The sequence below is a fragment of the Microbacterium sp. NPDC087589 genome (genome assembly GCF_044743635.1).
In the GTDB taxonomy this organism is placed as follows: Bacteria; Actinomycetota; Actinomycetes; order Actinomycetales; family Microbacteriaceae; genus Microbacterium.
Genome location: NZ_JBIUWV010000007.1, coordinates 146,371 through 172,207, shown reverse-complemented (window position 1 = coordinate 172,207; position 25,837 = coordinate 146,371). Strand labels below are relative to the sequence as shown.

Annotated in this window: 24 protein-coding genes; 4 read left to right on the top strand and 20 right to left on the bottom strand. The window is 68.7% G+C overall.

What is annotated here, in order from left to right:
* Positions 1-55: 55 nt before the first annotated feature.
* From ACIOU8_RS15140 to ACIOU8_RS15130, 3 genes are read right to left on the bottom strand one after another with little or no spacing between them, the layout of a single operon-like run.
* Positions 56-961: a carbohydrate ABC transporter permease gene (locus ACIOU8_RS15140; protein ID WP_400791141.1), complete on the bottom strand. Its 906-nt coding sequence runs from the start codon at positions 959-961 to the stop codon at positions 56-58.
* Positions 958-1,887 carry a carbohydrate ABC transporter permease gene (locus tag ACIOU8_RS15135; protein WP_400791139.1) on the bottom strand — a complete coding sequence of 310 codons (930 nt, stop codon included), beginning with the start codon at positions 1,885-1,887 and terminating at the stop codon, positions 958-960. Before ACIOU8_RS15135 ends, ACIOU8_RS15140 begins: the two co-directional genes overlap by 4 nt.
* Positions 1,884-3,893: a beta-galactosidase gene (locus ACIOU8_RS15130; RefSeq protein WP_400791137.1), complete on the bottom strand. Its 2,010-nt coding sequence runs from the start codon at positions 3,891-3,893 to the stop codon at positions 1,884-1,886. Before ACIOU8_RS15130 ends, ACIOU8_RS15135 begins: the two co-directional genes overlap by 4 nt.
* 141 nt (positions 3,894-4,034) lie before the next feature.
* Here ACIOU8_RS15130 and ACIOU8_RS15125 point away from each other — a divergent pair, with 141 nt between their 5' ends.
* On the top strand, positions 4,035-5,045 hold the full coding sequence (locus tag ACIOU8_RS15125) for a LacI family DNA-binding transcriptional regulator (protein WP_400791134.1): 1,011 nt from the start codon (positions 4,035-4,037) through the stop codon (positions 5,043-5,045).
* Between the two features lie 9 nt (positions 5,046-5,054).
* On the opposite strand, the gene ACIOU8_RS15120 is transcribed toward ACIOU8_RS15125, so the two are convergent.
* The 12 genes from ACIOU8_RS15120 to ACIOU8_RS15065 all read right to left on the bottom strand — a co-directional run bounded on the left by ACIOU8_RS15120 (position 5,055) and on the right by ACIOU8_RS15065 (position 17,760).
* The gene (locus ACIOU8_RS15120; RefSeq protein WP_400791132.1) at positions 5,055-5,750 is read right to left on the bottom strand and encodes a DNA-3-methyladenine glycosylase; all 696 of its coding nucleotides are present in this window, start codon (positions 5,748-5,750) and stop codon (positions 5,055-5,057) included.
* 4 nt (positions 5,751-5,754) lie between these two features.
* Positions 5,755-7,509: an Ig-like domain-containing protein gene (locus ACIOU8_RS15115; RefSeq protein ID WP_400791130.1), complete on the bottom strand. Its 1,755-nt coding sequence runs from the start codon at positions 7,507-7,509 to the stop codon at positions 5,755-5,757.
* Entirely contained in the window at positions 7,499-8,290 is a 792-nt protein-coding gene (locus tag ACIOU8_RS15110; RefSeq protein ID WP_400791128.1) for a TIGR03943 family putative permease subunit, read from the bottom strand. The genes ACIOU8_RS15115 and ACIOU8_RS15110 overlap by 11 nt, the downstream gene beginning before the upstream one ends.
* Positions 8,283-9,317, bottom strand: a complete 1,035-nt coding sequence (locus ACIOU8_RS15105; RefSeq protein ID WP_400791126.1) for a permease — start codon at positions 9,315-9,317, stop codon at positions 8,283-8,285. The genes ACIOU8_RS15110 and ACIOU8_RS15105 overlap by 8 nt, the downstream gene beginning before the upstream one ends.
* Positions 9,314-9,730, bottom strand: a complete 417-nt coding sequence (locus ACIOU8_RS15100) for a Fur family transcriptional regulator (RefSeq protein ID WP_042540517.1) — start codon at positions 9,728-9,730, stop codon at positions 9,314-9,316. Before ACIOU8_RS15100 ends, ACIOU8_RS15105 begins: the two co-directional genes overlap by 4 nt.
* A gap of 44 nt (positions 9,731-9,774) precedes the next feature.
* Positions 9,775-10,644, bottom strand: a complete 870-nt coding sequence (locus ACIOU8_RS15095) for a metal ABC transporter permease (protein WP_400791344.1) — start codon at positions 10,642-10,644, stop codon at positions 9,775-9,777.
* A gap of 5 nt (positions 10,645-10,649) precedes the next feature.
* Complete coding sequence (locus tag ACIOU8_RS15090; RefSeq protein WP_400791123.1) at positions 10,650-11,456, bottom strand: metal ABC transporter ATP-binding protein; 807 nt, start codon at positions 11,454-11,456, stop codon at positions 10,650-10,652.
* 86 nt (positions 11,457-11,542) lie between these two features.
* Positions 11,543-12,559, bottom strand: a complete 1,017-nt coding sequence (locus ACIOU8_RS15085) for a metal ABC transporter solute-binding protein, Zn/Mn family (protein ID WP_400791121.1) — start codon at positions 12,557-12,559, stop codon at positions 11,543-11,545.
* Between the two features lie 173 nt (positions 12,560-12,732).
* On the bottom strand, positions 12,733-14,412 hold the full coding sequence (locus tag ACIOU8_RS15080; protein ID WP_400791119.1) for a glycoside hydrolase family 13 protein: 1,680 nt from the start codon (positions 14,410-14,412) through the stop codon (positions 12,733-12,735).
* Positions 14,413-14,555: 143 nt separating this feature from the next.
* Positions 14,556-15,434 carry a carbohydrate ABC transporter permease gene (locus ACIOU8_RS15075; RefSeq protein ID WP_140038419.1) on the bottom strand — a complete coding sequence of 293 codons (879 nt, stop codon included), beginning with the start codon at positions 15,432-15,434 and terminating at the stop codon, positions 14,556-14,558.
* Positions 15,434-16,420 carry a carbohydrate ABC transporter permease gene (locus ACIOU8_RS15070; RefSeq protein WP_400791116.1) on the bottom strand — a complete coding sequence of 329 codons (987 nt, stop codon included), beginning with the start codon at positions 16,418-16,420 and terminating at the stop codon, positions 15,434-15,436. Before ACIOU8_RS15070 ends, ACIOU8_RS15075 begins: the two co-directional genes overlap by 1 nt.
* Positions 16,417-17,760, bottom strand: coding sequence for an ABC transporter substrate-binding protein (locus ACIOU8_RS15065; RefSeq protein ID WP_400791114.1), 1,344 nt, complete (start codon positions 17,758-17,760; stop codon positions 16,417-16,419). The genes ACIOU8_RS15070 and ACIOU8_RS15065 overlap by 4 nt, the downstream gene beginning before the upstream one ends.
* A 101-nt stretch (positions 17,761-17,861) precedes the next feature.
* Between ACIOU8_RS15065 and ACIOU8_RS15060 the strand changes: the two genes are divergently transcribed.
* Together ACIOU8_RS15060 and ACIOU8_RS15055 are read left to right on the top strand one after the other, a co-directional pair.
* Positions 17,862-19,082, top strand: coding sequence for an ROK family protein (locus ACIOU8_RS15060; RefSeq protein WP_400791112.1), 1,221 nt, complete (start codon positions 17,862-17,864; stop codon positions 19,080-19,082).
* Positions 19,083-19,088: 6 nt separating this feature from the next.
* Entirely contained in the window at positions 19,089-19,643 is a 555-nt protein-coding gene (locus tag ACIOU8_RS15055) for a 2'-5' RNA ligase family protein (protein WP_400791109.1), read from the top strand.
* Between the two features lie 18 nt (positions 19,644-19,661).
* Here the strand turns inward: ACIOU8_RS15055 and ACIOU8_RS15050 are convergent, their stop codons facing one another.
* The 5 genes from ACIOU8_RS15050 to ACIOU8_RS15030 form a co-directional block, all read right to left on the bottom strand.
* Positions 19,662-20,576, bottom strand: coding sequence for an aldo/keto reductase (locus tag ACIOU8_RS15050; RefSeq protein WP_400791107.1), 915 nt, complete (start codon positions 20,574-20,576; stop codon positions 19,662-19,664).
* 72 nt (positions 20,577-20,648) lie between these two features.
* Complete coding sequence (locus ACIOU8_RS15045; RefSeq protein WP_400791105.1) at positions 20,649-22,046, bottom strand: dihydrolipoamide acetyltransferase family protein; 1,398 nt, start codon at positions 22,044-22,046, stop codon at positions 20,649-20,651.
* Positions 22,047-22,082: 36 nt separating this feature from the next.
* On the bottom strand, positions 22,083-23,048 hold the full coding sequence (locus tag ACIOU8_RS15040) for an alpha-ketoacid dehydrogenase subunit beta (RefSeq protein WP_400791341.1): 966 nt from the start codon (positions 23,046-23,048) through the stop codon (positions 22,083-22,085).
* 11 nt (positions 23,049-23,059) lie between these two features.
* Entirely contained in the window at positions 23,060-24,190 is a 1,131-nt protein-coding gene (gene pdhA / locus ACIOU8_RS15035; protein WP_400791338.1) for a pyruvate dehydrogenase (acetyl-transferring) E1 component subunit alpha, read from the bottom strand.
* Between the two features lie 92 nt (positions 24,191-24,282).
* Positions 24,283-25,350: a histidinol-phosphate transaminase gene (locus tag ACIOU8_RS15030; protein WP_400791103.1), complete on the bottom strand. Its 1,068-nt coding sequence runs from the start codon at positions 25,348-25,350 to the stop codon at positions 24,283-24,285.
* Positions 25,351-25,408: 58 nt separating this feature from the next.
* Here ACIOU8_RS15030 and ACIOU8_RS15025 point away from each other — a divergent pair, with 58 nt between their 5' ends.
* Positions 25,409-25,813: a phage holin family protein gene (locus ACIOU8_RS15025; RefSeq protein WP_400791100.1), complete on the top strand. Its 405-nt coding sequence runs from the start codon at positions 25,409-25,411 to the stop codon at positions 25,811-25,813.
* Positions 25,814-25,837 lie beyond the last annotated feature (24 nt).

Genomic DNA, 25,837 nt, shown 5'->3' with positions numbered 1-25,837 from the left:
TGCGGGTGTGTGGTGCGGGTGGTGCGCCGCCCGGTCGGTCCGGGCGGCTGCCTGCTCACTTCAGGGCGCCGGCGCCCAGTCCGTTGCGCCAGAAGCGCTGGAGCAGGAGGAATGTGATGATCAGCGGGATGACCGACAGCAGAGCGCCGATCAGCACGAGACCGCGGAGTTCCGGCAGCTGGTTCAGCTGGTTGTTCCAGTTGTAGAGACCGAAGACCACCGGGAAGAGGTCCTCGGATCGCAGCATGATCATCGGCAGGAAGAAGTTGTTCCAGATGGCCACGAACTGGAAGAGGAACATCGTCACCAGTGCCGGAGTCATCAGGCGGATGCTGACGGTGAAGAACGTGCGGATCTCACCCGCGCCATCGAGTCGACTCGCTTCGAGCAGCTCGTCAGGCACCGACGAGGCCGCGAAGATCCGCGCCAGATACACGCCGAACGGACTCACGATCGAGGGCAGGAAGACTGACCAGAACGTGTTGGTCAACTGCGCCTGGCTGAAGATCAGGAACAGGGGCAGCGCGAGCGCGGTGGCGGGCACGAGCACCCCGCCGAGCACGATGTCGAACATCAGGTCGCGTCCAGGGAAGCGGTACTTCGCCAGCGCGTAGCCGGCCATGGCGGCGAGCAGGGTCGCGATGGCACCGCCGAGTGCGGCGTAGAGCACCGAGTTCATCAGCCAGCGCAGATAGACGCCGTCGCGGTAGGCGAAGAGCTCGGCGATGTTGTCGAGCAGGTGGAAGTCGGCGAACCACAGCGGAGCGGTGGTCAGGATGTCGCCGGTCTCTTTGCTCGACGCGACGAGCAGCCACCACAGCGGCAGCAGGAAGTAGACCGTGAACACGGCCATGATGAGCATGGCGCCCGTGCGGGAGATGCCCGACTCGCGAGCGGCCTTTCCGCGCGGGGCCTTGCCGCGGGAGCCCCGCCCAGGGGCGACGATCGACATGGTGCTCATGCGTTCTGCTCCTTGCGCTGCATGTACTTCATGAAGCCGAACGACAACACGAAGGTCGTCACGGCGAGCACGACCGAGAAGGCGGCCGCCAGGTTGGTGTTCGGGATGGATGCCGTGGCATACACGGTCATGTTCGGAGTGAAGGTGCTGGTCACCGCCGAGCTGAATGAGCGGAAGACCTGGGGCTCGGCGAGCAGCTGCAGCGTGCCGATGATCGAGAAGATCGCGGTCATCACGATCGCGGGGCGCACCAGCGGGATCTTGATCGACCAGGCGATGCGCCACTGACCTGCGCCGTCGAGGATCGCCGCCTCATAGAGCTCCTGCGGGATCGACAGCAGCGCCGAGTAGATGATCAGCATGTTGTAGCCCACGTAGACCCAGGTCACGACGTTCGCGATCGACCACAGCACCAGGTCGGCACCGAGGAAGTCGATGTTCTTGGTGATCGCGGTGAAGGGCGAGAGGTTGGGCGAGAACAGCGAGCCCCACATGATCGCGGCGATGACACCGGGCACCGCGTAGGGCACGAAGAACGCCAGGCGGAAGAAGCGCTTGCCTCGCACGAGTGGCGAATCGAGCAGCAGCGCGAACAGCAGGGCGAGGCCGAGCATGACCGGCACCTGCACGACGCCGAACGTCAGCATCCGACCCATCGAGCTCCAGAACGCCTCGTTCTGGAAGACGAGCACGTACTGCGTGAACCCGCCGAACACCTGCTCGGCCTTGCCGAAGGTGCCGTCGCGCTCGACGACGAGCAGCGACTGCCAGAACGCGTAGGCGATCGGCACGACGTAGAACAGCGCGAACAGCACGCCGAACGGGACGATGAGGAACGCGATGGCGCCCTTGTGCGGAATCCGTCGGCGGCGGCCCGGCGCCTGGGGCGCAGAGGCGACCGCCGGAGCGGTGAGCGTGGTGGTCATACATCCTCCTTGATGATGCGGACTGCCCCTGCCGGGACGAAGCCGGTGGTGGGTGCGTCGGTGACGAGGTCGTGCCCCGTGGCGCCGATCTCGGCGGCCGAGTCGCCGTGGTTGATGACGAACAAAAAGCTGCCGTTCGCGCCGGAGCGACGGACGACCTCGACGTCGCGGCTCGCGCCCGCGTGAGGCGCGATGCCCGCATCCGAGGCGAGGCGGGCGATCAGATCCCGATAGGCGATGCGGTCGGGCTGCGTGGCGACGAACCAGGCCGCGCCCTTTCCCGCCTCGCGACGGGTGAGCGCGGGGCCACCTGCGGCGGGGCCGTCGGCGAACGACGCCACGGTCTCGGCATCCGTCGTCTTGAGTCGTTCGGCCCATACCGATCCGCTCGTGCCGTCGGTGAGGAACACGACCTCTCGGGGAAGAAGCGGAGCGAACTCCTCCGAGCGGATGCCGAGCAGGTCGCGGAACGCGCCGGGGTAGCCGCCGGTGCGCACTCGGTCTTCCTCGTCGACGATGCCGCTGTAGAAGGTGATCAGGGCGGTCGCGCCGTTCTCGACCGCGCGGGCGATGGCCGCGGCATCCGCATCGCTGATGAGGTGCAGTGCCGGGACGATGAGCAGTCGATAGCCGTCGAGGTCGCTGCCGGGGCGCACGACGTCGGTGGTGACACCGGCATCCGCCAGCGCCGCATGTGCCGCGTGCACCTGACCGAGGTAGGTGAGCGCCTCGCTCGGGCGCCCCTCGTTCTCGACGGCCCACCAGCTCTCCCACGAGAAGAACAGGGCGGCGTCGGCGACGACACGGGTGCCGGCGACCTCGCCGAGACGGTCGAGCAGACCGCCGAGCTCGACGACCTCGCGCCACTGATCCGAGTCCTCGCCCGCGTGGGGCACGAGGGCGGTGTGGTACTTCTCGGCGCCCTGGGTCGAGGCGCGCCACTGGAAGAAGCAGATGCCATCGGCACCGCGGGCGATGTGCGCGGCGATGTTGCGCTGCATCTCTCCGGGAGCCTTGGCGAGGTTGTACGGCTGCCAGTTCACGGCGCCGGTCGAGGTCTCCATCAACAGCCAGGGCGCGCCCTGCGCGAGGCCGCGAGTGAGGTCGGCGGCGAACGAGAGCTCGCTTCGCGCGTCGTCGAGGCGGCGGTCGAGGTAGTGGTCGTTGGCGATCAGGTCCATCTCGCCCGCCCACGACCAGTAGTCGAGGTTGCGGATGTGCGCGGTCACCATGAAGTTGGTCGTCACCGGGACGTCGCTGCGCTCGCGCAGGATCGCAGCCTCGGCGCGGTAGAGCGCGAGCTGCTCGTCGGAGCTGAACCGCTGGAAGTCGAGGATCTGGCCCGGGTTGCGCAGAGACAGGGCCTGGGCCGGCACGCGCACATCGTCGAAGTCGCTGTATCGCTGGCTCCAGAACGTCGTACCCCACGCGCGGTTCAGCGCGTCGATGTCGTCATAACGGTCACGCAACCAGCCGCGGAACGCCTCGGCGCTCGTGTCGCAGTAGCAGAGCGCGTTGTGGCAGCCCAGCTCGTTCGACACGTGCCAGAGCGACACGGCGGGGTGGTCTCCGTAGCGGTCGACCACGCGGGTGACGACCTCGGCGGCGTAGGCCCGGAAGAGCGGCGAGCTCGGGCAGTAGCCCTGGCGGCCGCCCTGGGTGAAGACCGTGCCGTCTTCGCCGACCGGCAGGATCTCGGGATGCTGCGCGGTGAGCCACGGCGCGGGCGAGGCGGTGCCGGTGCCGAGGTTGATACGGATCCCCGCCGAGTGCAGCAGCCCGATGATCTCGTCGAGCGCGGTGAAGTCCCACACTCCCCTAGCGGGGTTGATCGACGACCAGCCGAAGATGTTGATCGCCACGAGTCCGACACCGGCCTGCTGCATGAGCCGCACGTCATCGGGCCAGACGCTGCGATCCCACTGCTCGGGGTTGTAGTCGCATCCGAAGACGAGGCCGCGCCCTGCGGAGAGGGTGGCGATGCGGTCGGACACTGCGGCGGCCATTCAGTGACGCTCCTTTGCGATTCATGTGTGCACGTGCACAGCTCGCGGCGTGGAAGCAGCGATCGGGATTTCTGTGAACGTGCACACATAGTCGCATGTCGCGGTGAATCCCGTCAAGTCGCGGTCGCTAGGCTGTCGATCATGAGTACTTCCGCCCGTCGTCGCAGCACCGTGCACGACGTGGCGCGTGTGGCCGGGGTCTCGCGAGGAACCGTCAGCCGCGTGATCAACGGCGGGTATGTGTCGGACTCCGCGCGCACGGCGATCGAAGACGCGATCCGCGAGGTCGGCTACGTGCCCAACACCGCGGCGCAGAACCTGGTGCGCCAGCGCACCCAGGCGATCGCGTTCATCGTGCACGAGCCGCACGCGCTGTTCCTCGAAGACCCCAACATCGGCGCGATCATGCTCGGCACGAACGAGACCCTCTCCGAGGCGGACTACCAGATGGTGTGCCTCGTCGTGGACTCGGTGCGCGACACCGAACGGGTCGCGCGGTACCTCAACGGCGGGTTCGTCGACGGAGCCGTCATCGTCTCGGCCCGCGCCCAGGACCCCATCACCAAGGCCGTCATGCGACTCGACCTGCCCGTGACCTACGTCGGCCACCCGCCCGACGTCGATGCGGCCTGGGTCGGCGTCGACAACCGCGGCGCCGCACAGGCCGTGACCTCCCGACTCATCGCGACGGGGCGCGCACGGGTCGGCATGATCGCCGCCGCCCTCGACCGCGACTCGGGCACCGACCGCCTCGCGGGCTTCACCGAGGCGCTCGGCGACGCGTTCGACCCCGACCTCGTCGAAGAGGTGCCGCTGTACTCGTATGCCGACGGCGCCTCGGCGATGACGCGACTGCTCGACCGCGCGCCCGACATCGACGGCGTCTTCGCCGCCTCGGACGCCGTCGCGGCCGGTGCGATGTGGGCGCTGCGCGAAGCCGGGCGTCGTGTGCCCGAGGACGTGGGTGTGGTCGGCTTCGACAACAGCACCTGGGCGACCCGCACCACCCCGCTGCTCTCGACCGTCGACCAGCCCGCCGAAGGGCTCGGGGCCGCAGCCGCGGCATCCGTGCTCGCGCAGCTGCGCGACGATCAGCGCCCGCGCGAGGGCATCATGCTGCCGACGCCCGTGGTCTGGAGAGACTCGGCCTGAGCGCAGGTCTCAGGCGCGGCCGAAGGACTCGGCCTGAGCGCCCCTCCCCCAGCGGAACGGCGAGACCGTCGGGTTGCCGGTGATCCAGAATCGCCAGGGGAACGCCGCGGTTCCGGCGACGCCGGCCACCCCGACCCTCGGTCCGGTCGCCACCTCTGCGACGGGTTCGTCCCGCAGCCAGAGTTCAGCGCGGGCACCCTCGAACTCGTCACCGGCGACCGCATCGATGCCGTCGTGAAGCGGATGCCGCAGCCCCACCGCCTGGCCGAACCGCCCGGGCCCCCTGGCGAGGTCTCGCAGTGCCGTCGCCGTCAGCGGGGTCGTCGCGCGACGGCGCACGGCCGCGGCATCCGCCCCGTGCACGACCTCGCCCGCACGCAGCAGGATTCCGCCGGCCTGCCCCTCAGGCCCCGAGACCACGTTCACACACGAGTGGATGCCGTGACTCAAGTAGACGTACAGATGCCCCGGCTCGCCCCACATCGTCGCATTGCGCGCGGTGCGGCCCATGCGTGCGTGAGAACCGGGGTCGGCATCGGGGCCGGTGCCCTGACCGTGGTACGCCTCGACCTCTGTCAGGCGCAGTCGCACCTCGGAGCCCGCGACCTCGGTGCGCAGCTCTCCGCCGAGCAGCAGCGGGGCGACCTCGACCGGCAGCCCGCTCAGCTCGGCGCGGGTCGCTCGGTGCAGGGCATCCGTCGGCATGCGCTCAGAACTGCGGCGCCGTCTGGCACCATGAGGCGTCGAAACCGGTGAGTGCCACGATCTCGTCACCCGTGCGCAGGTCGAGCAGGTGCGTCTCGAGGTTCTCGGGCAGCGGCAGCAGCATCTGGTCGTAAGGGTTGTCGGCGAGATCGGGCGCGATCACGACCGCGGCGTACTGGCCGCTGGGTGAGGCGCAGGCCTGCAGGATCGAGTCGGTCGAGTCGACCTCGACGAGGGGTGTCGCGGCTCCCTCGTCATCGACACGGACGATCGCCTGACCGATGGGCAGTCCGCTCTCATCGCGCGAGACGACGTGGCGCAGCGTTCCGCCGGGGAACGGCGTGATCGTGATCGCCGAACCGTAGTCGGGAGTCGATGCCTCGAGCGGCACCTCCGAGCCGTCGGTGAGGTTGAGCTCGACCACAGAGCCGTCGAGCCGTTCGACGATCGCCGTGTACGTGCCGCGCGAGATGCCCTGAATGGTGGTCGCGAGTCCGAGGGACTGCACGCCTGCGTCAGTCGTGCGATCGACCAGCGAGAGCGCACCGTCGAAGTCGATGAAGAGCATCGCCGCGCTGTCTGGCACGAACTGCCAGACGAAGACATTCGCCTCCTTGTCACCGACCTCGGTGACCACAGGCTCATCATCGCCGCTCAGCGACTGCGTCACGAGCACGCTCGCGCGCCCCTCGGTGTCGCTGAGCTCCTTGTCGGAGTAGCTGTAGCCGACCAGGCCGCCGCGGTCGGAGACCTGGATCGCGCCCACGTATCCGACGCCGGGCAGTTCGAGCTCGCGCGTGTTCTTGCCGTCACGGTCCATCACGAGCAGCTTCGAGCCTTCGTCCTCCTCGACCGAGACGACGAGCTGCGACGAGGTCGCTCGGAAGTCGTTGATCTTGTCTGCCGCGAAGACGGGCTGCGCCTGCTCGCCCGTCAGGTCGGTGCGGAAGATCTGGTCGTCGCCGTCGGCGTCTCGACGCAGCAGGAAGATCGTGGACGGCGGAGTCGAGAAGCTCGTCGAGAGCGTGGCGCTGGGGCCGCCTCCGGCGCCGACCGCATCAGCGACATTCACGGTGTACTCGGTGTCGTCGTCGAGCGGAACGGTGAAGCGGATGCCGATGCCACGGCCTGCGGCGTCGAGAGTGAACGGCACCGCGGGTTCGACCGTCACCTGCGACTCGTCGATCGCAGCGAGAGACTGGTTCGCGGTGAGGATGACGCGGCTGCCCGACGTCTCGATCGCCTCGGCCGGGTCGACCTGCACCTCGGTGATGCGCGGCCCCTGAGTGAGGCTGACCACGCCGAGCCCTGCGCCCACCAGCACGAGGATGCCGAGCACGGCGCCCAGCGCCAGCAGGAATCTGCTGTCGCGCGACGCGGCGGGCTTCTCGGGCCTGGGGCCCTTGGCGGTTTTCGGAGCCCTCGCCGGCTTCGGCGTCTTCGGAGGCCTGGGTGCCTTCGCGGGCTTCGGTTTCTCGGGCGCGGGGGGCGTGTAGTCGGTCGTGGAGGGAGCGGGTGGCACGTAGTCGGCCGAGGAGCGAGCCGCGAACGTGGTCGTCGAGTCGGCATCCGGCGGGACGAAGGTCGAACGCATCGGTCGCGCACCGCCCGTCGAGCGGGCCGCAGGCGGCGTGTCGTCTCGGTCGGCTCCGCCGTCCTCGCGCGACGAACGGGACGCAGCCGCCGCCTCGGCCTCGCGGGCGGCGCGCAGCTCGGCGCGGGTACGCGGAACCCCAGGGCGCTCGTCGTCAGTACTCATACGGGTCCGAAGGCTCGTCGATGGCGGTGACGGTCGTCGGATCGACGTGCAGCGATCCGTCGGCATCCGCCTTGACCGTGCCCTCGACCTCGACCCACTGACCGGTGTCGAACTCGCCGGCGTCGATCGTCACGGGCAGGGTCGCCGGCTGCGCGTCGATCACGCAGTGCGTGATCACGAGGCGCGTGAGGTTGACCCCGTCGGCATCCGTCGGGGTGACGAAGCCGGTCAGCGTGACCGTCTTGCCGTCGTAGGCCGCGGTGTTGGTCGCCGTGGCGAACACGCTCGCCCAGTCCCCGACACCGAAGGTCGCGGTGTCGGCCACGCCCAGGGTCACGTCGTCGGCCCCGGCGAACAGGGCGGTCTGCTCGCCGACTCTCGACATCGCGAGTTCGACCGACAGCGATGCGGGGGGCAGCACGAGCGCGGCGATCACGACGCCACTGGCCACCACACCACCGGTCACCGTGCCGGCCAGGGCGAGGGAGCGGCGGGGCGACGCTTCAACATCCGCCTCGTGCGCGTCGCCATGATCGTGGCCGTGGTCTCCCTCTTCGCCGAGCGGCAGAGTGCACGACCAGATCGCGCCAGCAAGGGTCACGACGGCTGCGGCGCACGTGAACCACACCGACTCGGGGCTGATGTAGAGGTTCAATCGGCCGGTCAGGCCGAGTCCGAGAGTGACGACCGAGATGACGGCGGCGAGGCCGATGCCCAGCCAGCGGGTGGCGAGTGCCCGGGCGCGCGACGGCGCGTCAGCGGTGTGCGTGTGATCAGACAAAGACGTTCACCCCGATCCCGATCGCGAAGGCGGCGAACACGACCACGCCGACGATGCCGACGAGCGTGCGCGTGGTGAAGGTGGTGCGCATGAGCGCGAGCATCTTGACGTCGACGAGCGGACCGACGAGCAGGAACGCGACGAGAGCGCCCGACGAGAAGGTCGAGGCGAAGGAGAGCGCGAAGAACGCATCGACGTTCGAGCAGATCGCGACGGTCATCGCGAGCGCCATCATCGCGAGGATCGACAGCACCGGGTTCGAGCCGATGGCCAGCAGCACCTCGCGCGGGATCAGCACCTGCACGGCTCCGGCGAGCGCCGAGCCGATCACGAGGGCCGGCATGACGGCCCGCAGTTCGATGAGGAACTGCGTCAGGCTGCGGCGAACCGGCGTGCCGTGCTCGTGGGTGACGCGGTCGCACGTGTCGACGAAGCGCTGCGTGAGCAGCGAGTCGGGCGAGGGGTGGCGGCTGTAGATCCAGCCGATCAGGTTGGCGATCAGGTAGCCCCCGATGAGGCGCGCGACCAGGATGCCGTCGTCGAAGCCGAAAGCCGCGTGGGTGGTGAGGATCACGATCGGGTTCACGATCGGGGCGGCGATCAGGAAGGTCAGCGCCTCGGCCGGCGCCAGACCGCGCATCATCAGGCCGCGCGCGAACGGCACGTTGCCGCACTCGCACACCGGGATCAGCATTCCGAGAAGCGACAGCACAGCCCGGCGGGCCCACGCGCGCTTCGGCAGCCAGCGGTGGATCACGTCGGCCGGCAGCCACACCTGCACGACGATCGACAGCAGCACGCCGAGGATCACGAACGGCAGCGCCTCGATGAGCACGCTCAGTGCGAGCGTCAGCCCGTCTTGAGCTCTGCTCGGCAGGCTCTCGGTGAACAGCGTCGGCAGGAATCGATCGACCAGGAAGAGCGCGGCCACGATCGCGGCGCCGAGGGCCACCCCGATCCACGGCGAGCGCGGCGATCGAGAGGGTCGGTGCGAGTGCACCGACCGTGGAGCGGCCTGGGTGGTCACGCGTTCGCTGCCTCTTCGGCATCGCGCTTGTTGGTGCACGAGGCGCACAGCCCGAAGATGTCGACGACGTGCGCGGCATCCGTGAACCCGTGCAGGGCCGCGGTGCGGTGCGCCCACTGCTCGACGTCGGTGGCTTCGATCTCGACGGTGAGACCGCAGTTGCGGCAGATCAGGTGGTGGTGGTGACCCTGGGTCGTGCAGGCACGGTAGAGCGCCTCGCCCTCAGGGCTCTGCAGCGAGTCGGCGTCGCCGGCCGCGGCCAGCCCGGCGAGGGCCCGATACACCGTGGCGAGACCGATGCCTGTGTTGTCGTCGCGCAGCGAGGCGTGCAGATTCTGCGCGCTGACGAACCCTCGCGCGTCGGCGAGGGCTTCGCGCACACGATCGCGCTGCCAGGTGTTCCGCTGAGCCATACCCACGATTCTAGGCGCGCCGCCCTTATCAGGCCCTGGGAACGTCAGGCGTGCACGCGTCGTACGCCGCCGCGCGCGCGCTGGATGATCCAGCACACGACGTAGATCGTGAACGACAGTGTCGTGATGTACGGGCTCACCGGAAGGGTGCCGGCAAGGGCGAGCAGGATGCCGCCGACGGCCGACACGAAGCCGAACAGCGCCGCGAGCAGTGGCACCGCGACCGGGCCCGCCGTGATGCGCATCGCGGCAGCTGCAGGAGTCACGAGCAGAGCCATCACGAGCAGCGCGCCGATGATGTGCACGCTGACGGCGACGATCAGGCCGAGCAGCACCATGAACAGCAGGCTCACGGCGCGGGTGGGCACTCCGCGGGCGGCGGCCGATTCGGGGTCGAGCGAGTCGAAGCGCAGCGGGTTCCACATCAGCAGCAGTCCGAGCAGCACGACGATGCTGATGCCGAGCAGCCAGCCGAGGTCGGGGCTCGACACCGACACGATCTGCCCGGTCAGCAGGCTGAAGCGATTGGCGCTGCGCCCGTCGTAGAGCGACAGGAACAGGATGCCGAGACCCAAGCCGAACGGCATCAGCACACCGACGATCGAGTTGCGATCCCGCGCCTTGGCACCGAGGATGCCGATCAGGATCGCCGCGACGAGCGCACCGCCGAGCGAGCCCGCGACCACGCTGCCGCCGAACAGCAGGGCAGCGGCGGCGCCGGCGAACGACAGCTCGCTGACTCCGTGCACGGCGAACGCCAGGTCGCGCTGCATCACGAAGACGCCGATCAGTCCGCCGACGATGCCGAGCACGGCACCCGCGATGATCGAGTTCGCGAGCAGGGCGACGAGCTCGCCGTAGTCCTGGAACGAGAAGACGTCGCTCCAGTCCACGGCCTGCACGATGCCGGTCATGGCATTCATGCGGCACCTCCGTGGTCGTGGTCGTGCGCGTGCTCATGGTGGGGCTCGGCATCCGGCACTCCCACGACGACCAGTCGGTCGCCCGCTCGCAGCACGAACACCGGGGTGCCGTAGAGCTCGGTGAGCACGCGGGTCTGCAGCACCTCTTCGGGGGTGCCGAGCACGAACCGTCCACCCGCGATGTACAGGATGCGGTCGACCCGACCGAGGATCGGGTTGATGTCGTGGGTCACGAACAGCACAGCGGCTCGGCGGTCGCGGCGCTGGCGGTCGATGATGTCGGTGATGGCGACCTGGTTCGCGAGGTCGAGGTTCGACAGTGGCTCGTCGCACAGCAGCAGGGTCGGCTCGTCGGCGAGGGCCTGCCCCACTCGCAGTCGCTGCTGCTCACCACCCGAGAGCAGTCCCACGCGGCGGTCGGCATAGTGTGCCGCACCCACCGAGGCCAGCAGCTCATCGACCTTGGCCTTGTCGCCCCGGTGCGGAACAGGAAAGCCGAAGCGGCTGCCCTGCACCCCGAGCGCGACGAGATCGCGGGCCCTCATGCTCGTGTCGGGGGCGAGCGAGCGCTGCTGCGGGATGTAGCCGATGCGCGGGTTGCCCTTGCGCACGGGTTCGCCCGCGACAGTGATCTCGCCGGCCGACAGCGGCTGGAGGCCCAGGATGCTGCGCAGCAGCGTGGTCTTGCCCGAACCCGACGGCCCGAGCACCGCGATGAACTCCCCGGGGTCGACCGTCAGATCGAGGCCCGACCACAGCTCGCGGTCGCCACGCTGGAGCGCGGCTCCGCGAATGTCGAGCACCGGGTTCTCCCCCGTGGGTCCCTGGCCGTCCCCCGTGGGTCCCTGGCCGTGCCCCGTGGGTCCCTGAGCCTGTCGAAGGGCCCCACTCACGACTGGAGCGCGGCGGCGAGGCTCTGGATCGCGTCACTCATCCACTCAGAGTACGACGATCCGTCAGGCAGCAGCTCCGTGAACGCGACGAGCGGGATGCCGGCATCCGTTGCGGCGTCCTCGACGCGCTGCGTCTCGGCTCCGCCGGTCTGCGCATTCGTGAGCACGGCCGCCACATCGCCGCTCTCGACGACGTTGAGGGTCTCGAGCAGCGTGGCAGGGGCGACGTCACTGCCCTCCTCGACCGACTCGGCGAACCCTTCGGGCGTGACGTCGGTGAGTCCGGCCGCGGTGGCGATGTAGCCGGGCAGCGGCTCGGTGATGATCACGTTCGCGCCGGCGGCATCCGTCTTCAGAGTCTCGAGGTCGGCCTCGAAACCCTCGAGATCGGCGACGATCTCTTCGGCATTGGCGCTGAATTCCGCCTCGCCGTCGGGGTCGATCTCGGCCAGCTCATCGGCGATGGCCTCGACCACGTGGATCATCGTGTGCGGGTCGAACCAGACGTGCTCGTTGAACCCTTCGATGTGGTCGTGACCCTCGTGGCCCTCTTCGCCCTCGGCGTGGTCGTGGTCGTGCTCCTCCTCGGCGTGCTCACCTTCTGCGTGCTCCTCTTCGGCATGCTCCTCGTCGGAGTGGCCCTCGTTGCCCGGGAAGTCGTGCGAGAACTCGACGGCCGTGACCAGGTGGGGGTCGGCGTCCTGCAGCAGGGTGTCGATGAAGGCGTCGTAGCCGCCGCCGTTCTCGATCACGAGGTCGGCCTTCTGCACCGTCAGGCGGTCGCGGGCCGAGGCCTCGTATGAGTGCGGGTCCTGAGTGGCCGAGGTGATGATCGAGGTCACATCGACGCGGTCGCCGCCGATCTGCTCGGCGAGCGAGCCGTAGACGTTGGTGCTCGCCACGACGGTCACGGTGCTGTCGTCGCCCTCTCCCGCAGCGGGGGTGGTCGAGCATCCGGCCAGCGAGAGTGCGGCGACGGATGCGAGGGCGAGGGCGACGAACGGCTTCTTCATGCTCTCACTCTAAACGCTAATGAGAACCATTATCAAATCGGCTTCCGGGGCGTCGTCGCCCGACCCGCCTGCAGGACCGACGCACGGATGCAGGACGAGAAACCGTGTTCTCGTCCTGCATCCGTGCTTTCTTCTTGCGAACGGCCCAGTGGAGACGGCCCAGTGGGAACGGCTCAGCCGACGAGACCCGGTGCGATCCACACGGTCGAATCCGCCGGCACGGCGCCGCCGACCACCGTGCCGAGGACGACATCTGCGGCATCCGTTCCGAGCTCGAAAGGCTCCGAGCCGAAGTTCGTCACGATCTGCCAGCCGTTCGGGCGGGCGAAGCGCAGCACGTCGGGGCGTCCGGTCTCGATCCACTCGAGGCTCTCGTCGGTCTGCAGCTCGTGACGCAGACGCAGCGCCTCGCGGTACAGCGACAGCGTCGACGAGGGGTCCGCAGCCTCGACATCGACCGCGGACTCGGCGAACCACGCGGGCTGCGGCAGGTGAGCGTCACCCGATCCGAATCCGAACGACGGGCCGGATGCCGTCCACGGCAGCGGCACACGGCATCCGTCGCGTCCGAGGCCGTCGAAGACGGCACCGCGGAAGAACGCGGGGTCCTGACGCTGCTCGGCCGAGATCTCGGCGACCTCCTGCAGCCCCAGCTCCTCGCCCTGGTACAGATACGTGCTGCCGGGCAAGCCGAGCAGCAGCAGCGTCGCGGCGTGCGCCCGGCGCAGCCCGCGCTCACGGTCGAGCTGATCCTCGGGCCCACCGGCGGCGACCCATTCGACACCCTGCTTCACTCCGGTGCGTCCGCCGAGCTGCGGCAGACCGTAGCGGGTCGCGTGCCGCGTCACGTCGTGATTCGACAGCACCCACGTGGTCGACGAGCCCGTCGCCTGCGACTGCGCCAGGTTGTCGGCGATGATGGTGCGGAACTGCGTCGCGTCGAAGTCGGCGACGAGCAGATCGAAGTTGAACGCCTGGCCCAGTCCCTCGGCCGAGGCGTACTTCGCCCGACGCTCGGGTGTGCTCACCCAGGCCTCGGCGACGGCCGTGCGCGGCGGGTCGTACTCGTTGAAGACCCGGCGCCACTCGGCGTAGACCTCGTGCACGTCGTCGCGGTCGTGCAGCGGGTGGTTGCCGTCGTGCGGCAGCAGCTCGAGTTCGGCGGTGCTCGGCAGCGGCTCGGTGAGGTCCTTCGTGAGCATGTGGGCGACGTCGATGCGGAAGCCGTCGACTCCCCGGTCCGACCAGAAGCGCAGGGTCTTCAGGAAGTCCTCGCGCACCTCGGGGTGGTCCCAGTTGAGGTCGGGCTGCTCGGGCGCGAAGCTGTGCAGGAACCACTGGCCGTCTTCCACCCGCTCCCACGCAGACCCGCCGAACGCAGCGGTCCAGTCGGTCGGGGGTTCCGAGCCGTCGGGTCCGCTTCCCTCGCGGAAGATGTACCGCTCGCGGGCCGCCGACCCGCGGCCTGCGGCGAGCGCCTCCTGGAACCACTCATGCAGGTCGGACGAGTGGTTAGGCACGATGTCGACGACCACGCGGATGCCGCGGTCGTGCAGCGCGGCGACCATCTCGTCGAAGTCCTCGAGCGTGCCCAGGCGCGGGTCGACGTCGCGGTAGTCGGCCACGTCGTACCCGCCGTCGGCGAGCGCCGACGGGTAGAACGGACTCAGCCACACGGCGTCGATGCCGAGGTCGCGCAGGTAGTCGGCCCTCGAGACGATGCCCGGGATGTCACCGAGTCCGTCGCCGTTCGCGTCGGCGAAGCTGCGGGGGTAGATCTGGTAGACGGCGGCCTGTCGCCACCATGCCGCCGTCGTGTCGTCGCGGGTCTCGGTGAGAAGCGCATCGGTCATGAGGGGTGGTGCTCCTTCGTGTTGCGGTCTGGGGTGTGTGGGTCGGTCCCTTCGACAGGCTCAGGGACCGACAGGCTCAGGGACCGACAGGCCCAGGGACCGACAGGCCCAGGGACTGATGGGTCGCTGAGTCTGTCGAAGCGTCAGCCCTTGACGGCGCCCTGCGTGACGCCCTCCATGACGAAGCGCTGCGTGAACAGGTACGCCAGGATAGCGGGGGCCATCGCCATCAGGTACGAGGCGAAAGACACGTTGTAGTTGTTGCTGAACTGGGTCTGGAAGAGGTTCTGCCGCACCGGGAGGGTCTGCATGGCCGGGTCCGAGATGATCAGCGACGGCATCATGAAGTCGTTCCACGCGTAGAGGAAGGCGAAGATGCCGACGGTCGCGCTCATCGGGGCGAGCAGCGGGAAGATCAGCTGCCAGAACGTCTGCCACGTGCTGGCACCGTCGATGCGGGCGCTCTCCTCGAGTTCGATCGGGATCGACCGCAGGAACGCCGTGAACAGCAGCACGCTGAAGCTCAGCTGGAACATCGTCGCGAGGATGATCACGCCGAACGGGTTGTCGAGTCCCACCCAGCCGGTCAGCTGGATCTGGGGCAGCGCCACGACCGGGAACGGGATGAACATCGCGGCCAGCAGGTAGAAGAACGAGTAGCGGAACAGGCGGTGGTCCCAGTTGCGCACGATCGCATACGACGCGAAGGCCGCGAGCACGATGGTCGCGATGACCGTTCCCGCGGTGACCAGCAGCGAGATGCCGGCTCCGACCGGGAACTTCGTGAGGTTCCACGCCTCGACGAACCCGTCGATGCTGAACGGCGCCGGGAGCGAGAACGCGTTGCCGTCGACCGCTTGGCCCGTCGTCTTGAACGCCATCGAGATCGTGACGTACAGGGGCAGCAGAACCGTGACCGCGCACAGGATCAGGATGATGGTGCCCGACCAGTTGACGCGCTCCATGCGGACGCGCGGCTTCTTGCCCGAGGTGGGGATGGTGGTGAGTGTCTGCGTCGACATCAGAGTGCGTTCCTTCCGCGGGTCAGCGAGAGCTGCAGCAGGGAGATGAGCACGGCGACGATGAAGAAGATCGTCGCATTGGCCATCTGATAGGCGTAGTCGCCGCCGTTGAAGCCCGCGATGATCGTCATCGCTACGCTGCGGGTGGCGGTGCCCGGCCCGCCGTTGGTGAGTCCGACGATGATGTCGTAGGCGTTGAGGAACCCCTTGAAGCCGAGGATCACGTTGATCACCACGTACCCGGCCACGAGCGGCAGCGTGATGCGGAACAGCTGCTGCCTCTTGTTCGCGCCGTCGATGCTCGCCGCCTCGTACACCTCGCCGGGCACTGAGAGCAGTCCGGCGATGTAGATGAGCAGCGTCCCCGGCACCGCCTGCCACGCGGTCACGATCACGATCGCGACCCAGGCGAGATCGGGATTCGCGAGCAGGCTGGTCGACAGCCACGGGATGCCGGTCGCTGCGCCCGCGGCCGGGATGGAGTTCGAGAAGAGGAAGTTGAAGACGTAGGCGATGATGATGCCCGAGATCACCATCGGGATCACGAAGATCGTGCGCAGCCCCGTCTTGAATCGGATGCGGGAGGTGAGCCCGACCGCGAGCATGAACGCGACGACGTTGACGACGATCACCGTGGCGATCGAGAAGCCGAACGTGAACAGGTAACTCTGCAGGATGGCCGGGTCGCTGAACATCGCGATGTAGTTGGTCAGCCCGTTGAAGCTCCATTCGCCGATGCCGATGGAGTCGGTGAAGCTGAAGAAGATACCCATGATGCCGGGCACCGTGATCGCGAGCGTGAAGATCACGAGGGTCGGCAGCAGGAACAGGTAGTAGATCGGCTCGACGCGTCCTTTACGGCGGCCGAGCTTGCGGGTGCCGCCGGTGACGATCGCCGTGGTGTCGGTCGTCGGACTGTTGGGCTTCGTGATGTTCGACGCCGCGGGGTTGGGAGCTGCCGGGCCCGGCAGAGCGGTGTTCGTCATGGCGTGGACTCCTCTGTCTCGCCGGATGCTGAGTCCTCACCGGAGGCGTTGTCCTGGGTCGACGGGATCGGAGCGCGGAAAGCGATCCTGGCCCAGTCGGCATCCATGGTGCGCAACGTGGAGGTCGTGGACGCGCCGAGCACCATCGCCTGCGCGTAGTTGAAGACCGGCAGGGTCCGCGGCACCAGCACCGAGGGTCCCTGATAGATCTGGCCGTTGTCGTAGTACTCGACCATTCCCTCGACGCGGGGGTCATCGGGCGCCGGAGCATCGTTCGTCGGGGTGAAGCCGAGCTGCGAGGCGTTGTACTCCTCGATGTTCTCGGGCAGGAACAGGTACTCGAGGAAGTCGCGTGCGGCCTCCTGGTGCCGCGACCCCTCGGGGATCATCGCCGCGAGGTCCATGTTGACGCGCACGCCGAGGTCGGCGGGGTCGTCGGTCATCGGAAGCGGGAAGGTGCCGAGCTCGAGGTCGGGTGCGGTCTTCGCGATCTCGCTGAACGCCCACGGCCCCTGCAGATACATCGCGGCCTCGCCCTTGCCGAACGCGAGGTTGCCATCGCCGTATGCGCGGCTCGCAGCATCCGCATTGGTGTAGTCGTTCACGAGCGTCATCATGCGATCCATGGGCTCTGCGAAGTCTTTCTCGAACGAGGCCTCCGAGTCCGGCCCCACCTCGGTGCCCTCCTGCGCGAGCGTGTCGAAGAAGTCGATCACGTCGACCGAGCCGCCGGCCGTGTAGTCGTACCAGCCCTGCGCGACCGTCCAGTCGTCCTTGAACGTGGCGTAGAACGGGTCGATCCCCGCCTCCTTCAGCCGGTCGCACACGGCGAGCAGCTCATCCCAGGTCTGCGGAACCTCGAGACCCTGCTGCGCGAAGATCTCCTTGTTGTAGATGACCGAGGCCCCCATCACGGAGTACGGCAGCGCGCTCGTGCGGCCCTCGCACGACCCGTACTGCTCCATGAGGGGCTGCAGGTCGTCGCGGATGGTCGAGGCCGCTTCGGTGCCGGAGAGATCGGTGAGCGCGCAGCGCTGCACGAACCGGGCGATCTCGTAGTTGTAGTTGGCGAGCATGATGTCAGGCGGGTTGCCCCGCACGAAGCTGGCCGAGACGACATCGACACCGGACGTGTCGATCTCGACGCGCACCCTGTCTTGCGAAGAGTTGTACTGCGCGACGAGTTCGGTCATGAACTCGATCGCCTCGCGTTTGCTGAAGGTGAAGCGTATGGTCTCGGTTCCGCCGGCGGTCGAGCAGCCGGTCAGGCCGGCGCCGAACAGGGCGAGCGCGGCGGCCGCGGCGACGAGCCGGGCCGGGCGTGGTGGTTGGAGAGACACCGTTGTCCTTTCGTCCGGTAGATCCGCAGACTAAATCTAGTGAGCGAATTTACTTCGATGAACGGTACTGTCTCATGTGAACGAGAGTGAGGTCAAGACCCGTGACAGAAGTCTCTGCAGGTCTCGGCACCGGACGAGCCAGTGTCGGCGCGATCCTCGACTTCGCCTGGACCGCCGGTGAGTTCACCGCGACCGAGGCGATGGCGACCACCTCACTGACCCGATCCACCGCTATCGACGGAATAGACACCCTCGTCGACGCCGGCGTGCTGCGCGAGCTTCCCAACGCCCGCGTCGCCGGAAGCTACCGCGCAGGGCGCCCTGCTCGGCGGTTCGTCCTGGCATCCGATCTCGGCGTCGTCATCGGTGTGGATGCCGGAGACACCCACCTCGCCGTCACGATCGCCGACCCGCTCGAGCGCACACTCGTGCACCATCGCACCGACCTCGATCCGACGCAGTCCGCCGCCGCCCGGCGCGCGACGATCCTCGGGCAGATGCAGCTCGCGATCGACGAAGCAGGCGTCACGCGTGAATCGATCCTCGCGATCTGCGTCGGAGTGGCCGCGCCCGTGAATCGCGCGGGCGTCTCGCCCCCGCACCCTGAAGGCTTCTGGGAGCGCACGAACCCGGGCCTCGCCGAGGCGCTCGACGCCTGGGCGCCCGTCGTCGAGATCAAGAACGACGCACAGCTCGCCGCGATCGCCGAGGGCTCGGCCGGAGCGGCGATCGGATGCCGCGACTACGTCGCCCTGCTCGCGAGCGAGCGCTTCGGTGGCGGCGTCGTCGTCGACGGCCACGTGCTGCACGGGGCGCACGGCGGCGTCGGCGAGGGCGTCGTGTTCGACCACATCGTCGGGGTCGGCTCGGCCTTCGGCCTGCGCTACGCGCTGCAGGACGAGGTCCGCGGCGCAGTGGACAGCGGTGAGATCGAGTCGGACTCGGCGATCGGCCGGCTCGCGGGCGCCGACCGCATCGACCCCCGCGCGGTGCTGACCGCCGCATCCGCCGGCGATCCAGACGCGATGCTCGCGACGTCCCGAGTGGGCGCGACCCTCGCCCGCGTGGTGGGCGTGCTGGGCAGCATGTACGACCCCGCCCGAGTGATCGTGTGCGGTGCGGTCGCCGAGAGCATCGCCCCCGTGCTCGCAGCCGCGCGCGAGGTGCTCCCGACGCAGCTGCACCTGCCGGCACCCGAGATCCTCGCCTCGACACTCGGCGCCGAGGTCGTCTCGATCGGCGCCGTCGCGACAGCTCGTCGGGCTGCCCGCGAGGTGGCCGTGCCGCTGCTCGCCGAGCGGCGCCTCAGCGCCGTGAGCTGAGGGCCTGTGAGAGAACCGGAACAGCGACAGTCACCTTCTTCGATCGAGCTGCTGCTCGACCCCGCCGCCGAAGCAGCCGTCCGGGCCGAATGGGATGCTCTCGCCGCACGCGGCATGTCGAGCCTCGCGGGGCACACGTCGGCGAGCAACCGCCCTCACGTCACACTGGTCGAGCGGGTCGATCTGCCGGCGCCGGATGCGCGCGCCCTCGCCGGCATCCCCTCGTTCCCGGTCACGCTGGGTGCTCCCCTGCTCTTCGGCTCCGGCGAGCGGCGCGTGCTGGCCCGCAGCATCGTTCCGAGTGCGGAGCTGATCGGCCTCCGCGAGACGATCCTCACCGCGATCGGGCCGGGTGACGATGCCCCGCACACCGCACCGGGCGAGTGGATGCCGCACGTCGCCCTCGCCCGCCGGCTGCGCATCGCCGACCTTGCGGCAGCGCTGGATCTCATCGGCGGCGACGTCCACGGTCACGCCCACAGCGTGCGGCACTGGGACCCCACCACCGCGGTGATCACGACTCTCGCGGAGCTGCATCCGAGGCGCGCCTCAGCGCGCTGAGCCGAACAGCAGCAACTCTCAGGCGTAGTCGCTGTCGTCCACCGGGGAAGGCGCCGGCCCCAGGCTCTCGACAGCGTCCCACAGCTCCTCGGGGACCTCCGTCTGCTCCAGCTCATCGAGCTGCGCACGACGATGCGGTGTCGACACCCCGACGACGGTGGAGTCGACCAGCGGAGACCGCAGCGAGTAGCGCAGCGCTGCGGCAGCCATCGACGTTGCATGGTCGGCGCACACGCGCTGCAGACGCTCGGTCCACTCCAGCAGCTCCTCGCCGGCAGGCCGATAGGCGTACTGCGCGCCGGAATGCGGACCCTTGACGAGCAGTCCCGAACCGAACGGTGCGGCGTTGAACACGGCCATGCCGCGCGCCTTGGCGTCGGCGAAGACAGTCTCAGCCGAGTGATCCACCAGCGTGAATCGGTTGTGGATCAGCACGGCGTCGAACACACCCGTCTCGACGTACTTCGCCATCAGCGGCACCGGAGCCGCAGCCACACCGATCGCGTCCACCACGCCGGCGCTCCGGAGTTCGATGAGCCCCTGCAGCGCACCCCCGATCGAGATCGAGTCCTCGAACGACACCGAGTACGGGTCGTGCAGGTGCAGCAGCGGAATCCGGTCGACCCCGAGCCGGGCGGTCGTCTCGTCGAACGAGCGGAGCACGCGGTCTCGGTCGAACACGCCGGTCTCAGGGTCTTGATCCACCTTCGAGATGACCCGCGAACCATCCAGCCCCAGCTCCCGCAGTGCGATCCCGATGACGGCCTCGGAGCGACCGGCGGAGTAGTTGTTCGAGGTGTCCACGAACCCGTGTCGGCTCGTGAGCAGGTCGATGGCGACCTCGACGGCCGCTCTCTCCTCGGCGGACCCCGGCTCCGAGTGCCGGCCGAGGCCGGAGGTTCCGAGGGTGATGGGCGTCGGTTCGATCTTCATCCGCTGAGAGTCCGTTCTGTCGGGGGCCGATCGTCGCGGTTCTGCTGACACTGTATCCCCGGACGATCCGCCTCACTCCACGAGCAGTGCAGGCTCCTCGAGCACGGATGCCACGTCGGCGATGAAGCGGCTCATGCCGTCGCCGTCGATCACGCGGTGGTCGAACGAACCCGCAACGGTGGTGACCCAGCGGGGGCGCACCTCGCCGTCGACGACCCACGGCTTCTGGCTGATCGTGCCCATGGCCACGATCCCGGCCTCGCCGGGGTTGATGATCGGCGTGCCGGCATCCATCCCGAAGACACCGATGTTGGTGATCGTGATCGTGCCGCCCTGCTGGTCGGCGGGGCTCGTCTTTCCCTCGCGGGCCGTCAGGGTGAGCCGGTTCAGCGCGCGAGCGAGGTCCTTCATGCTGAGGTCCTGCGCGTCCTTGATGTTCGGCACGAGCAGGCCACGGGGCGTGGCCGCCGCGATGCCGAGGTTCACGTAGTGGCGCACGGCGATCTCGGCGCCGCCCTCGGTCTCGATCCAGGCCGCGTTGACCATCGGGGTGCGTCGGGCGGCCCAGATGACGGCGCGGGCCATGATCAGCAGCGGGGAGACGCGGATGTCGGCGTAGTCGGGCGAGGCCTTGAGCCGCTTGACGAGCTCCATCGTGCGGCTCGCATCGATCTCCTTCCACACGGTGACGTGCGGGGCGGAGTAGGCGCTCTGCACCATCGCCGACGAGGTGGCCTTGCGCACACCCTTGACCGGGATCGACTCGGTGCGATCGTCGCTCTGGCCGGAAGCGGATGCCGCGGCCGGCGACAGCCCACGAGCGAGGCCCGCGGGAGCATTGTGCGGCGCAGGCACCGTCTCTTCACGCACGGTGCCCCACTCGGGAGTCTCGATGTTGCGGAAGACGCTCGCCTGCGAGGCGTGGGTCATCACGTCGTCGCGCGTGACCTCACCGTCGGCACCGGTCGGCGTGACGGTCGTAAGGTCGACCCCCAGGTCGCGGGCGAGCTTGCGGATCGGCGGCTTCGCGATCACGCCGACCGACGAGCGCACCTCGTGCCGGGTGGTTGCAGAGCCTGTCGAAGCACGCTTGCGCCGGGACGTGGCGCCGCCGCCGGTGCCGTACCCGACGAGCACCGATCCACCGCCCTCCTCGGGCGCGGGAGCTTCGGCGGTCGCGATCTTGCCGGGTCCGACCGCACCTGGCTGGGTCCCTGAGCCTGTCGAAGGGTCCGTCACGAAGGTGATGATCGGCGAGCCGACCTCGACCGTCGCGCCCTCCGCGGCGAGCAGCTCACCGACGACGCCGGCGTGCGGCGACGGCAGCTCGACGAGCGACTTGGCCGTCTCGATCTCGCAGATCACGTCGTTGATGGCGACGGTGTCACCGGGCGCGACCTTCCACGCCACGATCTCGGCCTCGGTCAGGCCCTCGCCCACATCGGGGAGGTTGAAGTTCTGCGTGCTCATGTGCGGTCCTTTCGGAACGGCGAGATCGGGGTGAGATCAGTAGGCGAGGGAGCGATCGACGGCCTCGAGGATGCGGTCGGCGTCGGGGAGGTAGGTCCCCTCGAGCTTCGCGGGCGGGAACGGGGTGTCGTACCCCGAGACCCGCAGCACCGGGGCCTCGAGTGCATAGAAGGCGCGCTCCATGACGGTCGCCGCGATCTCGCTGCCGACGCTGACGAAGCCCTGCGCCTCCTGCGCGTAGACCATGCGTCCGGTCTTGCGCACCGAGCTCAGGATCGGCTCGTAGTCGACCGGCGACAGCGAACGCACATCGACGACCTCGCAGCTGGTGCCCTCGGCCTCGGCGAGCGCGGCCGCCTGCAGCAGCGTCGTGACCATGGCGCCGTGTCCGACGAGCGTCACGTCGGAGCCGGTGCGCACGACGCGAGACGAATGCAGCGGAGCGGCCGAGGCGTCGAGCTCGACCTCGCCCTTCTGCCAGTAGCGGCTCTTGGGCTCCATGAAGATCACCGGGTCGTTCGACGCGATGGCCTCCTGGATCATCCAGTAGGCGTCGTTCGGCGTCGAGGGCGACACCACCCGCAGGCCGGGAGTGTGCGCGAAGTACGCCTCGGGGCTCTCCTGGTGGTGCTCGACGGCGCCGATGTGCCCGCCGTAGGGAATGCGGATCACGATCGGCAGGCTGAGCCTGCCCTCGTGCCGGTTGGTGAGCTTGGCGAGCTGCGTCGTGATCTGGTCGAACGCGGGGAACACGAACCCGTCGAACTGGATCTCGATCACCGGGCGGAACCCGGTCATCGCGAGCCCGATCGCCGTGCCGACGATCCCCGACTCGGCGAGCGGCGTGTCGAGCACGCGCTTGTCGCCGAAGTCGCGCTGCAGGTGCTCGGTGACGCGGAACACACCGCCGAGCTTGCCGATGTCCTCGCCCATGAGCAGGACCTTGGAGTCGTCCTCCATCGCCCGGCGCAGGCCCGAGTTGAGCGCCTTGCTGAGGGGCATCGTCTCCAGGGTCACTTGCTGTCTCCTTCGAAAGACGCCTCGTACCGTGCGTGCCAGGCCTTCTGCTCCGCGATGAGCGGATGCGGCTCGCTGTACACGTGGTCGAACATCAGGTCTGCGGTGGGTGCTCCGAGTTCGACACTGCGCGAACGCAGGTCTTCGGCCGCGTCCGCGGCCTCGGCATCCGCATCGATGAAGAACTGCCCTGCCGCTCCCCTGTTCTCGAGGAACGCGCGCATGCGGTCGATCGGGTCGCGCTGCGCCCACGACTGCTCTTCGTCGGAGCCGCGGTACTTGGTCGGGTCGTCGCTGGTGGTGTGCGCGCCGAGACGATAGGTGACCGCCTCGATCGCACGAGGGCCCTGGCCACTGCGGGCCTCGTCGAGGGCGACCCGTGAGACGGCATAGCTGGCGAGCACGTCGTTGCCGTCGACGCGCACGCTGGGGATGCCGTAGCCGGCACTGCGCTCGACGAGCGGCACGCGTGACTGGGTCGCGACAGGCACCGAGATCGCCCAGTGGTTGTTCTGCAGGAAGAACACGGTGGGCGCCTGGTAGCTCGCGGCGAAGACCATCGCCTCGTGCACGTCGCCCTGGCTCGATGCTCCGTCGCCGTAGTAGACGATGACGGCTTCGTCCCGCTCGAGGTCGCCGGTGCCGGATCGGCCGTCGAAGTTCAGTCCCATGGCGTATCCGGCCGCGTGCAGAACCTGCGAGCCGAGCACGAGGGTGTAGAGCCGGGTGTTGCCGTTCTTCGGGTCGGTCGGGTCCCAGCCACCGTGCGAGACGCCGCGCATCAGCTTGATGATGTCCACGGGGTCGACCCCACGAATGCGGGTCACTGCGTGCTCACGATATGACGGGAAGATCGTGTCCTGCGCGCGGGCGGCGCGGGCGGATCCGACCTGGGCGGCCTCCTGACCGCGGCTCGGCGGCCACAGCGCGAGCTGCCCCTGACGCTGCAGGTTGGTCGCCTGGGTGTCGATGGCGCGGATGACCACCATGTCGCGGTAGAACTGCTCGAGCTCGGCGTCGCTGATCGCCTCGATCAACGACAGATACTGCTCAGCAGCCGGACTCGGCGTGAAGCGGCCATCCTGATCCAGGACGCGGACGAGTTCAGTCTCTGACGAGGTCACGATGCCACGCTACCGCCGCGCGCATGCTCGGGCACGCATACCTAGGACGTCCTCGCAACTGCCGGGAAACCGGAGAACAGGGCGCCCCGCGCTCGTCAGAGCTGGGTGGCGGCGACCTCGAGAACGCGATCGACGGATGCTTCCTCGCCGACCGAGATGCGGATGCCGTCGCCCGGGAAGGGTCGCACGATGAGGTCTGCCGATGCGAAGGCCGCAGCGACCTCTACCGTGCGCTCGCCGGTCGGCAGCCAGATGAAGTTGCCCTGCGCGTCGGGCACGTCCCACCCCTGCGTGCGCAGACCCTCGAGCAGGCGGGTGCGGCGCTCGACGATCACGGCGACCCGCTCGAGAAGCTCGGATTCGGCATCGAGGCTGGCGATGGCGGCGTTCTCGGCCGCCGACGTCACGGAGAGCGGGATGCCGGTGGTGCGCGCGGCGTCGAGAACCTTCTCGTGGCCGATCGCGTATCCGATGCGCAGACCCGCGAGCCCGTAGGCCTTCGAGAACGTGCGCAGCACCACGACGTTCGGATGCCGTTCGAACACGCGCTCCGCGAGACCGTCGACTGCCCCCGGTGCGGTGACGAACTCGGCGTAGGCCTCATCGAGGATGATCAGGACGTCGGTGGGAACCCGCTCGACGAACGTCGCGAAGTCGTCGCTCGTGATGATCGGCCCCGTGGGGTTGTTCGGCGTGCACAGGATGATCGCGCGGGTGCGGTCGGTGACGGCATCCGCCATCGCGTCGAGGTCGTGGCGGGCGTCAGGCGTCAGCGGCACCTGCACGCCGGTGCCCCCGGCGACGAGCGGAAGGCTCGGGTAGGCCTCGAATGAGCGCCAGGCATACACGACCTCGTCGCCGACCGACACGGTGGCGAGGATCAGCTGCTGCAGGATCGACACGCTTCCCGCGGCGACGTGCACCTGCTCGGTCTCCACTGCATAGCGCGCGCCGAGCCTCTCGCGCAGGCGACCGGCCATTGCGTCGGGGTAGCGGTTGATCGGCGTGGTGTGCTGCAGCGCCGCGGCGACGGAGGGAAGTGGCTCGAACGGGTTCTCGTTGCTCGAGAGCTTGTAGGCTTCGGGGCCTGCCTGCTTGCCCTGTCGGTAGGGCGCCAGGGCGGCGATGGCGGGGCGGATGCGCGGCAGGATCGGGTCGGTCACAAGGATGAGTCTAGATTCCACCGCCCTCCGGCGGAGCGCATGGAAGACTGGGAGGACTATGCGCTTCATCATCCGAGTCGTCGTCAACGCGTTCGCCCTGTGGGTCGTGACGCTGATCCCCGCCCTGCAGGTGCAGATCACGGCGTTCGCGCCGGGCGAGACCCTGCAGCTCGTGCTGACCCTGCTCGCGGTCGCCGCGATCTTCGCGCTCGTGAACACCGTCATCGGCACGGTGGTGAAGATCGTCGCGTTCCCGCTGTACATCCTCACTCTCGGCCTCATCGGGTTCGTGATCAACGGGTTCCTGCTGTGGCTCACGGCCTGGATCACGAGCGGGTTCGACTGGGGTCTCACGGTCGGCAGCTTCTGGTGGGGCGTGCTCGCGGCGCTCATCATCTCGCTGATCAACGGCGTCTTCGGCTTCATCCTGCGCCCGCAGAGCAAGAAGCGGCGCCGCGACTGACCCGCAGCCCCTGCGCATCCCGCG